Consider the following 12,607-nt stretch of genomic DNA (forward strand, 5'->3'; position numbering starts at 1 on the left):
AAAGGACTCGGAGTCTTCTGGCGTCGTGATAATCAATATTTCCCGAATTCCTGCCATCATCAAAACCGAAAGTGGATAATAAATCATTGGTTTATCATATACAGGCATCAATTGCTTACTCACAGCAATGGTTAAGGGATAAAGTCTAGTTCCTGAGCCTCCGGCTAAAATAATTCCTTTCATGTCTCCTAAAATTGTAACAGTCTAGTGCTAAAATAATCCGGCCAAAGCTACGAATTGGAGCTTATTTGAGAAAATTAATCCTCAACATATATGGGTTTACAATTTCACAAGATGTAAATCATGTGACTTTTGTCCAATTGCTCATTTTTTTGACATTATTCAAAAAATTCAATGGAGGGAATTTTTAATTGAAACAAAACCTTATTTATCCGTTTATAAGATCAACGCCTTGAAAAATCTTCATTCAAGTGGTAATAAAAGGACTTAAACTTTTGAAAATGAACCAACAATATTCACAACTCAAGAAGGCGGTGGAAGTCTTTCACTCCTATGGAATCAGCTTATCAGGTTCCCGAAAAAACGACCATTTTATTGAAAAACTAAAGATGGATCCGGTTTTTGTCAATGGGCTAATCTTTGAACTGGAGTATCATCTGCAACAGCAACTACAGGAAGAAAAAATCCGTAATGCTTCAACTCCAAAAGAATTAATTGCTTTGTTTCTCGAAATTCAACAAGACAATTAATCTAGAAGCTATCTAATCACAATAAAAAGGCTTCTTCAGCGTGTTGAATGAGTAAATTCCAACTCCTTCTCCGCATGAAGAAGCTTTTCGGTTTATTTGCCTTTCTTTTGATTTCATTTCCATCCTTTTCACAAGAAGGATCTCCGAATAATCTTTACCATTATTCGAAAGAGGAATTTTTCAAGCTTAAGTCAATTTCAAAAACGCTGGATCTTACGGATATAAATTATCCTCTCCTCCATGCGAGTATATTTTTTGTGACCAACAGACAAAGGATATTACATGGATTGGAACCATTGGAATATTCTCTCAAAATAGAAATGTTGGCTGCAGGACATGCTTATGATATGGCTACTTATGGCTTTTACAGTCATCAAAGTAAAATCCGAAATAAGCGGAAACTAAGGGACCGATTTCAGATAGTTGGATTAAACCCCACCTTAATTGCAGAAAACATCAGCAATACTTCAGGATTGGATTATGAATATGGGAGAATGGTCAATCCTCCCCAACAGCCCGGGCTTTTCACCTATGCTAATACTCCAAGAATCGAACCTGTTCCTCTCCATACGTATTTATCTTACGCGGAAGAAATTGTTAAGCTATGGATGGAATCTCCTGGACATCGGCAGAATATTTTAAATCCAGCTTTCAAAAAAATGGGTTGTGGTTCCCAAGTTTACGGGGAGAAAAAATTTTATAATATGCCCTATTTTATGAATGTGCAATGCTTTAGTGACTAGTTAAATACGGCATATGTCGTATGGTTTTAGAATAGGCTTTTAGAGAGTTTTGAACTGTTATACTAAACTTTCAAAACCATGAAACTTAAAATTTTTCAAATTCTAATTCTTTCTGCAACAATCGTTTGGATGGGAACATCTTGCAATGGTGATGATGAAGATCCTCAACAGCAAACTCAGAGCAATCCCATACCAACTCCCGGAGATGCAGATGGCGTTTTGGCAGCTATCAAAGCAAAATCCAATTTACCATCTGGAACCCCCACAGTCCCGGGAATTTCTGACATTTTGTTAGACGTAGGAAATGCTAATTTCTATTCCTCTTCTGGAGGAAGCAGTAGTCTAGTGAGTGTTGGAGAGGTAAGTCTGAATGATTTTGCGCTTCAAAATGTAAATAATACCTATGTCAATGATTTTACAGCTGTGACATTGGGGATCAACTCCGGTCAAGCGAATGACTGGAATGTAGCAGGTGGAAACGGCTTTGATAGCTTCTCCCATACGACTGGAAAAGTAATGCCCGGCGTGGTCCGATTTAATGCAAGCGTTCCAGACGATATTGCACTTGGAGGGGATGTTTCCCTCAGCATTGAAGGAATTCCTTCCAATGTGGACAATCTACTTTGGGTGATTTCAGACGGTAGAGAAGTAATTACTAAAGAGGCTCGAAGCACTTCGGCAACCTTTTCGGGCATCTGAATAAAGCGCCTTAAGATCAACAAGTCAGGGAATTGTACAAGTAGCGGCTTATAACTCAGAAAGTAGATCATTTGGCGGAAAGAAAATCTATTTTATAGATGAAACGGTTGACAGTAAATTCGTTTCATTGAACTAAGGTCAATAACAAAAAAAAGTCGATTTGAGGATCAAATCGACTTTTTTTAGATAGCTACCCGCTTCCAACTTCCTTTTCTAAAGAAATACCAGGAAACCACCGCATGAAGTGAATGAGCTGTAGCAATTGCGATAAAAATCCCCAGATATTTTAAATCAAAAACAAAGGCTAATCCCCAAGCTAAAGGGATTTCCATAAACCAAAGTACGCCAACATTAATCCAAGCCGGTGTTCGGGTATCTCCAGCCCCATTGAATGCTTGAGTCAATACCATCCCTACGGCGAAGAAGACATACCCAATAGCAATTACCCAAAGTCCCTGAGAAGCTATCTGCTGAACCTCTTCAATATCCGTAAAAAGACCTGCTAGTTGATCCGAGAACAACAGGTAAATTCCGGTAACTGCTCCCATAAAAATGACACAATACCAAGTAGTCAACCAGACAGCATCTTCGGCTCTTTTAATTTCTTTTGCCCCGAGATTTTGACCTACTAGTGTGGCTGCAGCACCTGAAATTCCCCAAGCCGGAAGAATGGTAAAAATCAATACCCGCATCGCAATCGTATAGCCTGCCAAAGCCGCAGAACCAAATTCTGCATTCATCCGAGTTAAGGCTAGCCAGGATACCGAGTCAATCAAAAATTGCCCCATACCACCAATCGCAATATCTATGATCTTCCGAATGGTTTTCCACTTAACCTGAAGATTTTCAGCGGTAATGCGAAGTCTATGCTTTCCATTGAGAAGATGATATAATTGAAAGATTACCCCTAGTCCCCTTCCGGTAGTAGTTGCCCAAGCTGCCCCTTCCAATCCAAACCCGTCAAAGGATCCTATCCCAAAGATTAAAATAGGATCAAGGAGAATATTTAAACCATTGGATATCCATAAGGAACGCATCGCGAGATGTGCCTGCCCAGCTCCGCGAAATGCTCCATTAATTAGAAAAAGCAGGAGAATAGCGGCATTGCCCCCGAAAATAATCTTTGTAAAACCAGCTCCATTCTGGATGACCTCCTCTTCAGCCCCCATCAAATTCAGAATATCAGCTGCAAACCAAACTCCTAGAATGCTGAAGATAAGAGATATCGTACCACCAACTAGAAGCAATTGAAAAGCTGAAGAACCGGCTTCCTTGTATTCTTTTTCACCAAACCTTCTTGAAATTAGTGCAGTGGCCGCCATGCTGATTCCAAATCCAACGGCATAAACCAAAACAACCACTGATTCAGTTAGTCCAACAGTAGCAATGGCGTTTTGACCAAGTTTGGCCACAAAAAAAATATCTACCACAGCGAATAATGATTCCATCATCATTTCAAGAATCATTGGCAGAGCTAAGACAAAAATTGCCGTTTTTAAGGAAAGGCTAGTAAAATCCTGTTCCTTTCCAGAAAGAGCATCTTTGATCAATTGAAAATTCATAACAGGATTGAAAAATTTGAAAGAGCGCCAAAAATACTTCTTTTTCTATGGTACAGAGGAAATTGTCAGATAATTACTTCTTCAAAGCAGGTTAGCTACCTATAATTTTGGATATTTGATTCAATATTGAACTCTAGAGGTACTAGATCAGTTTTCCACAATTGAACCACCTATGGACCTTGAATCCATAACGTGAATGATGATGAATAAAAAAACAAGAGTCGTAGTCGGACTTTCCGGCGGAGTTGATAGTTCCGTGGCTGCCCACCTTTTGATAGAACAGGGCTATGAGGTCATTGGAATGTTTATGAAAAACTGGCACGATGAATCTGTCACCATTTCCAATGAATGCCCTTGGATGGAGGATTCAACTGATGCCATGCTCGTTGCTGAAAAGCTTGGTATCCCCTTCCAAGCCATCGATCTCAGCGGAGAATACAGAGAACGAATCGTGGATTACATGTTTGCCGAGTATGAAGCAGGACGAACACCCAACCCTGATATTCTCTGTAATCGTGAAATCAAGTTTGACATTTTCCTCAAAGCTGCCCAAAAGTTAAAAGCTGATTTTGTGGCTACAGGTCATTATTGCCAAAAAGGAGAAATTCTGGTAAACGGAGAACCTGTTTATCAATTGAAAGCTGGTGCCGACTCCAATAAAGATCAGAGCTATTTTCTCTGTCAATTGACACAAGAACAGTTGGCAAAGGCACTTTTCCCCATCGGACATCTTCAAAAATCAGAAGTAAGGCAAATCGCTAAAGATTTGGACCTGATTACTGCAGAAAAAAAGGATTCTCAAGGATTGTGTTTTATTGGAAAAGTTCGCCTTCCTGAATTTTTACAGCAACAACTAAAACCGAAAAGAGGCCCCATCATCCAAATTCCGGATGACCTACCAGTGTTTTCCAAATACAAAATTCCTGCTGGGATTGATCCCTCAGAATTAGATCAAACTACTTTGGATAATTTGTCTTTACCTATTCAATATCAAAAAGGACAAGGAAAAGTGGTTGGAGAGAATAATGGTGCCCATTATTTCACCATTGGACAGCGAAAAGGGCTGCAAGTAGGTGGTACTGGCAAACCTTTATTTGTCATTGCTACCGATACCCGAGAAAATGTAATCTATACCGGTCTGGGTGAAGATCACCCTGGGTTACTTCGATATGCTCTTTTTGTAAAAAATGATCAAGTCCATTGGATCCGAAGAGATTTAAGCCTTTCACCAGGTCAAACGGCTCGATATCAAGCGAGAATTAGGTACAGACAGCCCCTATCTGCCGTTACCCTTATCCAAAAAGAAAATGGGCTTTACCTTCTATTTGACGAGCCTCAAAAAGGGATTGCCTCTGGTCAGTTTGTTGCATGGTATGAAGGCGATGAGTGTATAGGTTCAGGTACTATTTTTTAGACTTAGCCAAAAAGCCTTGTGATCGAAATTCTTCAAGAAACAAATGATTGGGTTGCAATAAACAAACCTGCAGGTCTTTTGGTCCATCGGACCAAATTAGCAGCGGGTGAAAAAGAGCATTTTGCCCTTCAACTCCTTCGAGATCAACTCGGACAGCACATTTTTCCTGTTCATCGATTGGACCGCCCCACCTCTGGAGTCCTTCTCTTCTCAAAAAACAAAGAAATACTAAGCTTATTGAAGGCTCAATTTTCAGAGCGGAGCGTCAAAAAAACCTATCTAGCCCTTGTTCGGGGAATTCCTTCTATTGAAAAAGGCTCATTTGAACGTGAATTGGAAAACGAACGAAGTGGAAAGCTTCAAGCTGCGAAAACTGATTATGAATTAGTCCATTCCGTTGAAATCCCTTTTGATACTACAGGGCGCTATCCAACGAGTCGATATTCACTTCTATCCCTCCATCCTCTAACAGGAAGAACCCATCAAATCAGAATACATTTAGCACAAGCAAGACATTATATTATTGGCGATAAGAAGCATGGAAACAACAAACAAAATAAGTTTTTCGAAAAGCAATTCAACCTACAAAACTTATTGCTTCACGCATATCGATTAGAATTCAAGGATCCCAAAACCCAGCAATTGATCCAGATAAAAGCAGAAATTCCTGTACACTTTCGGACGGTTTTAAGGAATTTACACTTTCCAGAAAAAGAAGTTTAAAAATGGGTAGTAACCTTTCCTGCTTTTATTTTTATTTTCAGCCAAATAAATAAACACAATGAGGAATATTTCGCTTTTGCTAGGGCTTTTGCTAGTCCTCTCAACTCCTTCTTGGGCACAAAAGAAGCAGGTTGAGAAAAGATTCAAAGAAAAAGAAGCTATTGGTCACTTTACTTATTTGGCCTCCGATGAATTGATGGGACGCGATCCAGCTCGACCTGAAATTAGCATGGCTTACAACTACATTGCAGATCAATTGAAAGAATATGGCGCCATGCCTGTTCCAGGTGCTGACGGTTACTTTCAAAACATCCCTTTCAGGCTCTCTACACCTCCAAAGGAAGGAACTTTATCATTGGGTGACACAGAGTATTCCCAGGGAAAAGAAATGCTTGTTTTGGATGGTCAGGCTTTATCAGGAGAATTTGAGGTAGTTGATTTGGGTTTTGGTTCGGCAGAGGACTTTGCCGGCAAATATCTTAAAGAAAAAGTCGTTCTGACTAATGTAGGTGCACCCGACAGAATGAGTCCTGCACAACTTTTTGCTGCGGGTAGAGAAAAAACAGCGCGTGCGCAGGAAGCTGGAGCCATAGCTTTAGTGGAACGATTCAATATTCCTTCTGTTCCTTGGCAATTGATCGCTAATTTTCTCAATCGTCCTACCATGGGTATTGACCAGGGAGAAAGCTCTAAAGTTCCTTATGTATGGATCAAGGACTTAGAAAATTCAATCCCTCAAAAAATCAGTGAAGGCAGCATTAAGAATGCTCAGTTGAATATCCAAGGCAAGGAAAATCGCGCAATTGAAGGAAAAAATGTACTGGGATGGATTGAGGGAACAGATGAGAATTTGAAAGATGAATTTTTACTTCTTTCAGCTCACTACGATCACGTGGGTGTTGGTACTCCTGATGCTACTGGTGATTCTATTTATAATGGCGCAAGAGACAATGCGGTTGGAACAGTAGCCGTTCTAAACGCTGCAAAATACTTTGCTAAAAATCCCCCTAAACGTTCTATCATTTTTGCGCTTTGGACAGCTGAGGAAAAAGGCCTTCTTGGATCTGCCTATTTTGCTGAAAACCCACTGATACCCTTGGATAAAATTATTTTCAATTTGAACATTGATAATGGTGGTTACAACGATACGGAAGTGGTGACGGTTATTGGTTTGGGACGGACCTCTAGTGATCCTTTGATTAGCCAAGCAGTAAGTGAATTTGGATTGGAGGCAATCGCTGACCCGGCACCTGAGCAAGGTCTTTATGACCGTTCCGACAATGTGAATTTTGCAAGAAAAGGCGTTCCAGCTCCAACATTCTCATTAGGTTTCCGAGCATTTGATGACGAAATCAACAAATATTACCACAAACCTGGGGATCAAGTAGACAATTTCGATTTGGATTATGCAGTGAAATATTGGAAGTCTTACATTCTGGCTGCGCAATTAATTGCTAACGACCCTAATAAACCAGTTTGGAATGCAGGTGATAAATATGAAGATGCATCGAAGGAATTATATGGTTTGAAATAATCAAAATCATCTCAACAAAAAAGGTCGGTTTGAAGCCGACCTTCTTTATTTCCTCAAATTCCATTTAAAACAGCATACCGGCAATCGTTGCTGTCATCAGACAAGCCAGGGATGCTGCAAAAAGCGAAATCAACCCAAGTTTACTCAAGGTCCCCTGCTTATTTGGAGCAATGATTCCAATCCCACCTAACTGAATAGCTATTGAACTGAAATTGGAAAACCCGCACAAAGCATAAGTTGCTATCACAATTGATTTATCAGAAAGAGAACCCGCAGCCTTCATCTCAGAAAGGCTTAAATAGGCTACAAATTCGTTGATTACGGTTTTTTGCCCCAACAAGCTTCCTACCTGCAAGGTATCCCCCCATTCTACTCCGATTACCCAGGCAAATACTCTAAAAATCTGGCCAAAGATATATTCCAATGAAAAACCGGAGAATTGTCCAGCTGTAGAATCTAGGATAAACCCATTTATTCCAGTCATTCCTCCAATGATGTCTTCCAAGAAATAATTCACTGCCCCAATCACAGCAATAAAAGCCAATAGCATTGCACCTACATTAAGGGCAAGTTTTAGACCTTCCGATGCCCCAATAGACATGGCATCAATCAAGTTCACCCCCATGCTTTCTTTATTGACCTCCAGTTTTTCTTGAGTCGGCTCTTTTTCTACTTCTGGAATAAAAATCTTTGAAAGAACGATAGCGGCTGGTGCATTCATAATACTTGCGCCTAATAAATAAGCTGCAAATCTACTTTGTTCCTCCAAGCTATCTCCCCCCAAAAAGGCTACATAACCCGCCAAAACTCCACCAGCAATAGTTGCCATCCCCCCTGTCATCAAACACATCAATTCAGATTTTGTCATATTGGGAATAAATGGCCGCACCAATAAAGGCGCTTCCGTTTGACCCAGAAAAATATTCCCTGCAGCTGAAAGGCTCTCCGGACCCGAAAGGCGCATGGTTCGCGCCATCACCCAAGCAATCCCAAATACAACCTTTTGAAGTATTCCTAAATAATAGAGTCCCGCCGAAACAGTTGAGAAAAAGATAATGGTCGGTAAAACCTTAAAGGCGAAAATAAAACCGAAGCTATCCCCTGCAAGGTCTCCGAATATAAACCGGGCACCTTCTTCACTAAAGCTCAAAAACTTTACAAAAGCACTAGAAAGAGCAGAAAATCCACTTGCTACTAAAGGAACTTTGGTAATCAAGAGTCCGAAAGTCAACTGCAGTCCAATTCCGATAAGAACCAGACGCCAATCGACTTTTTTCCTATTCGCTGAAAAAATATAGGCAATGACTACAATAACAAATAGTCCAAATGCTCCTCGTATATAATCCATAGAAATGTTAATGATTCAATCGGGCCAAAAATAGAGAAGCCAAAGACAAGAAAAAAGCCTGATTACTCAGGCTTTCATTAAAATTTAATTTCGCTTGTTGATTTCATCCCGAATTCTTGCTGCTTTTTCATAATCCTCATTATTAATCGCTTTTTCCAACAGCTGATTAAGCTTGTCCAAGCTATAGTCTTTTAAGGATGGTTCTTTTTTAGCAGAAAAACTAGGTTTTGCGGAAGGTTTAGAAGACTGGGGTTCGGTACTCTCGACATCAAAATGCTCTACTGCACCCTCTGACATCACTTTTTCACTAGAGAAAATCGGGCAACCAAAGCGAATTGCAATCGCAATGGCATCAGAAGGCCGGGCATCTATTTCTACTTCAGCAAGGTCACTTTTGCACATGATTTTGGCGTAATAAACACCCTCTTTCATGTCTGTAATCACGATTCGATCTATTTCCACATTAAACCCATTCGCAAAAGACTTGAATAAATCATGCGTCATGGGTCGATTGGGAACGATCTTCTCGATTTCCAAAGCGATGGCTTGTGCTTCAAACATGCCAATGACAATGGGCAACCTTCTAATTCCTCCCACTTCTCCGAGTACCAATGTAAATGAACCCGACTGAGAGTGGTTAGACGAAAGACCTAAAATTTCCAGTTCAATTTCTTTTTCCACAAAAATTAAAGTTCAGCTTTTAGTGCTTCATTCAACTTAGGAACTACTTCAAATGCATCCCCAACGATTCCATAATCAGCCGCTTTAAAGAAAGGAGCCTCTGGATCTTTATTGATAACTACAATGCACTTTGAAGAGTTTACCCCTGCAAGATGCTGAATAGCACCTGAAATTCCTATTGCGATATATAAACTCGGAGCAACTTTTACCCCTGTTTGTCCTACGTGTTCGTGATGAGGTCTCCATCCAATATCAGATACCGGCTTAGAGCAACCCGTTGCTGCACCCAGCGTTTTTGCCAAGTCTTCGATCATTCCCCAATTCTCAGGACCTTTCAATCCACGACCTCCAGAAACTACAATGTCAGCCTCAGGAAGCAAAACCTCACCGGTAGCCCGTTCTGTTGCAGTGATTTTTGATGCAAAGTCAGCATCACTTAGTGAAACGGTCAATTGCTCGACAGTTGCATCGGCACCATCAGTTTTCAGATCTACCGCGTTTTTCTTAATGGCTAAGATTTTGTTTTCAGTGGTAACCTCTGTTTCTGCAAAGGCTTTTCCAGTGAAAATACTTCGCTTCACTTTGTATCCTGAACTCGTATCAGGCAATTCAACCACATTGGAAACCAAGCCAGCATTGATTTTAATCGCCAATCGAGCAGCAACAGCATCACCCAAAGAGGATTTAGCTAATACCACTGTCTTTGCGCCAACTTTTTCGAATGCTTGAGCAACAGCACTTGCATGAGCCTGAATTACTCCAGCAGTCAAACGATCATCAGAAGCATGCAATACTTTTGACGCACCCGCTTTTCCAACAGCTGCCAACTCAGAATCAGCAATTGTTCCCAAAGCAACCGCTACAACATCTCCTTGACCGGTTTTCGCAGAAAGTGCATTTGCAAAAGATACGGCTTCCAAACTCGTCTTCTTTACTTTTCCCTCTGCGTGTTCTATATATACTAAAATTGACATAAATATCTGAATTTAAAATAGTTAAATAATTTGAATTAAAGAACCTTTGCTTCGTTTTTAAGCAATTTTACTAGTTCTTCTACATGATCCTTGTCCACCAGCTTAACCGCACCTTTTGCAGGTGGGAGTTGGTATTGGGAAGCTACAGCTTGCGTTTCATCAGAAACAGGCTCGACCACATTCAAAGGCTTGGTACGAGCAGACATAATACCACGCATGTTTGGGATTTTCCATTCTGCGATTGGTTCCTGGCAACCTGCGATCAACGGAAGGCTAGCTTCTAGCATCTCTTTTCCACCCTCAATTTCTCTTGCCATTTTCACAGTGGTTCCTTCTACATCCAATTTCATTACCGGAGAAAATGATGGCATACCCAAAAGTTCTCCTACCATCCCATGAACCATTCCACCATTGAAATCAATGGATTCTCTTCCCATCAAAATCAAATCATAACCGCCCTCTTTAGCATAATGAGCAATTTGTTTTGCTACAAAGAAAGAATCTTTAGGTTCTGAATTAACTCGAATAGCTTGGTCAGCGCCGATTGCAAGCGCTTTACGCAAAGTCGGATCACTTTCAGCTAAACCAACATTCAAAACGGTTAATTTTCCACCTGTTTGATCCCGCAACTCTACCGCCCTAGCCAAAGCGTAGTCATCATAAGGACCGATAATAAATTGAACTCCAGTCGAATCAAATTTGGTGTTGTTATCTGTAAATTGAATCTTGGAAGTCGTATCTGGAACGTGTGTGATACAAACAAGAATATTCATTGGTTTAGGATTAGATTATTTTAGATTTATTTTGCGTGAAAATAATAGTAAGACCTTAATTAAAAAAACAATTCAATGAGCAATTTGGGCCGTTTAAAGCTTTTAGAACAATTTGCCCAAGAGGAACCAAAGGAGCCTTTCAATTGGTACGCGCTTGCATTAGAAACCCAGGAATCCCAACCTGAAAAAGCTTCAGGATATTTTGAAAAACTGCTCGCGGATTTCTCGGATTATCTCCCAACCTACTATCCTGCGGCTCATTTTTTTTCAGCTTTGAATGACTTGGAAAAAGCCAAAAATATATTTGAAAAAGGGATAGAACTTGCCCGTTCGCAGTCTGAAAGAAAAACCCTTCAGGAGCTTCAAAATGCCTATCAAAACTTCATATTCGAAAATGATCTGGATGAATAAATGAAGATTTGAAATGGATTGTAAAAGCTCGTTCTTTAAGGAATCAAAACTATTTTACCCATTTGATCCCCAGCTCGCATCCGATCAAAAGCTTCCTTAGCCCTTTCAAAAGGAAAAACTTGATCCACCAATGGATGAATTTTTTGTTGATTTACAAAATCCAACATAGACTTAAAATCCTCATCCGATCCCATCGTGCTACCGATAATCTTCAATTGATTCCAAAAAATCCTCCTCGCTTCCATGGTTTTGGGATTTCCCAAGGTGGCCCCATAAATCACAATCCTTCCTCCAGGTCGGGCAACCTTGATCAACTGATTAAGTTGATCTCCGGAAGCGCCATCAATAATCAGATCAAAGCCTCCCATTTCTTCCAAGGCCTTCTCCACCCAGTTCGCTTCCTTGTAATTAAATCCTTTGATTGCCCCTAAAGCTTCGGCTTTTTGGATCTTTTCGGAACTGCTACTACTTACATAGACAGAAGCTCCCTTTTGAATTGCAAATTGCGCAGCAAACTGAGCAACCCCTCCCCCAAATCCTGTGATCAAAACCCGATCGCTTGCTTGGATTTTTCCCTGATAAACCAAGGCCCGATAGGCAGTCAAACCTGCTAAAGGTAGAGAGGCTGCCTCTTCCCACGAAAGATGAGAGGGCTTCGGAAATATTCTATCCGAAGATACAATGATGAAATCCGCCAGAGTTCCATGGCTGGGCATCCCGATAATTTGAAAATCACGGGATTGTACACGCTGATCATTTCCCCAAAATAAAGCAGGATTGATAATCACTTCATCTCCAACCTTCCAATTAGTAACTTGACTACCTACAGCTTCTACAACACCAGCCCCATCAGAACCCAGGATGACCCCGTCCGAAATATTGGGATAAAGTCCTTGGCGGCACCACTCATCCCGATGATTAAGTGCGGCTGCTTTAATGCGTATTTTTACTTGGTCAGCTTGCAATTGATTTTCAGGAATCTCTCTAAAATCAATTTGGCCTGGTAAAGTTCTATCTAGTACAATTCCTTTCATT

14 protein-coding genes are annotated in these 12,607 nt (G+C 40.5%); 7 read left to right on the forward strand and 7 right to left on the reverse strand.

The features are described from left to right. Window positions 1–183 (reverse strand): sugar phosphate nucleotidyltransferase (locus HWE15_RS04355; protein WP_290506283.1); only part of this gene is annotated, 183 nt, incomplete at its 3' end. Window positions 184–461: 278 nt separating this feature from the next. Here HWE15_RS04355 and HWE15_RS04360 point away from each other — a divergent pair. The 3 genes from HWE15_RS04360 (at window position 462) to HWE15_RS04370 (ending at window position 2,152) form a co-directional block, all read left to right on the forward strand. Further along, window positions 462–710, forward strand: a complete 249-nt coding sequence (locus HWE15_RS04360; RefSeq protein WP_290506284.1) for an acyl carrier protein — start codon at window positions 462–464, stop codon at window positions 708–710. Window positions 711–784: 74 nt separating this feature from the next. Continuing rightward, a complete protein-coding gene (locus HWE15_RS04365; RefSeq protein ID WP_290506285.1) occupies window positions 785–1,453 on the forward strand; it encodes a CAP domain-containing protein in 669 nt (222 codons plus the stop codon). Between the two features lie 78 nt (window positions 1,454–1,531). Then, window positions 1,532–2,152 carry a hypothetical protein gene (locus HWE15_RS04370; RefSeq protein ID WP_290506286.1) on the forward strand — a complete coding sequence of 207 codons (621 nt, stop codon included), beginning with the start codon at window positions 1,532–1,534 and terminating at the stop codon, window positions 2,150–2,152. A 182-nt stretch (window positions 2,153–2,334) separates the two neighbouring features. Here HWE15_RS04370 and HWE15_RS04375 read toward each other — a convergent pair whose 3' ends face one another. After that, entirely contained in the window at window positions 2,335–3,714 is a 1,380-nt protein-coding gene (locus HWE15_RS04375; RefSeq protein ID WP_290506287.1) for an MATE family efflux transporter, read from the reverse strand. A gap of 202 nt (window positions 3,715–3,916) precedes the next feature. Between HWE15_RS04375 and mnmA the strand changes: the two genes are divergently transcribed. The 3 genes from mnmA to HWE15_RS04390 are packed head-to-tail and all read left to right on the forward strand — an operon-like array spanning window position 3,917 to window position 7,385. After that, window positions 3,917–5,128: a tRNA 2-thiouridine(34) synthase MnmA gene (gene mnmA / locus HWE15_RS04380; protein ID WP_290506288.1), complete on the forward strand. Its 1,212-nt coding sequence runs from the start codon at window positions 3,917–3,919 to the stop codon at window positions 5,126–5,128. Window positions 5,129–5,146: 18 nt separating this feature from the next. Further along, window positions 5,147–5,851 carry a pseudouridine synthase gene (locus HWE15_RS04385; RefSeq protein ID WP_290506289.1) on the forward strand — a complete coding sequence of 235 codons (705 nt, stop codon included), beginning with the start codon at window positions 5,147–5,149 and terminating at the stop codon, window positions 5,849–5,851. A 58-nt stretch (window positions 5,852–5,909) separates the two neighbouring features. Beyond that, entirely contained in the window at window positions 5,910–7,385 is a 1,476-nt protein-coding gene (locus HWE15_RS04390; RefSeq protein WP_290506290.1) for a M28 family peptidase, read from the forward strand. A 64-nt stretch (window positions 7,386–7,449) separates the two neighbouring features. Here the strand turns inward: HWE15_RS04390 and HWE15_RS04395 are convergent, their stop codons facing one another. From HWE15_RS04395 to HWE15_RS04410, 4 genes are all read right to left on the reverse strand, one after another. After that, window positions 7,450–8,733, reverse strand: coding sequence for a nucleoside transporter C-terminal domain-containing protein (locus HWE15_RS04395; RefSeq protein ID WP_290506291.1), 1,284 nt, complete (start codon window positions 8,731–8,733; stop codon window positions 7,450–7,452). Between the two features lie 84 nt (window positions 8,734–8,817). Beyond that, window positions 8,818–9,414: a bifunctional nuclease family protein gene (locus tag HWE15_RS04400; RefSeq protein WP_290506292.1), complete on the reverse strand. Its 597-nt coding sequence runs from the start codon at window positions 9,412–9,414 to the stop codon at window positions 8,818–8,820. Between the two features lie 5 nt (window positions 9,415–9,419). Continuing rightward, window positions 9,420–10,388 (reverse strand): electron transfer flavoprotein subunit alpha/FixB family protein, encoded by a 969-nt coding sequence (locus tag HWE15_RS04405; RefSeq protein WP_290506293.1) that lies wholly within the window; start codon window positions 10,386–10,388, stop codon window positions 9,420–9,422. Between the two features lie 35 nt (window positions 10,389–10,423). Next, complete coding sequence (locus HWE15_RS04410) at window positions 10,424–11,161, reverse strand: electron transfer flavoprotein subunit beta/FixA family protein (protein WP_290506294.1); 738 nt, start codon at window positions 11,159–11,161, stop codon at window positions 10,424–10,426. Window positions 11,162–11,236: 75 nt separating this feature from the next. Between HWE15_RS04410 and HWE15_RS04415 the strand changes: the two genes are divergently transcribed. Then, the gene (locus HWE15_RS04415) at window positions 11,237–11,572 is read left to right on the forward strand and encodes a tetratricopeptide repeat protein (RefSeq protein WP_290506295.1); all 336 of its coding nucleotides are present in this window, start codon (window positions 11,237–11,239) and stop codon (window positions 11,570–11,572) included. Window positions 11,573–11,607: 35 nt separating this feature from the next. Here HWE15_RS04415 and HWE15_RS04420 read toward each other — a convergent pair whose 3' ends face one another. Beyond that, entirely contained in the window at window positions 11,608–12,606 is a 999-nt protein-coding gene (locus tag HWE15_RS04420) for a zinc-binding dehydrogenase (protein ID WP_290506296.1), read from the reverse strand. Window position 12,607: the final 1 nt, after the last annotated feature.

The organism is Algoriphagus sp., from assembly GCF_013373065.1.
GTDB lineage: Bacteria > Bacteroidota > Bacteroidia > Cytophagales > Cyclobacteriaceae > Algoriphagus.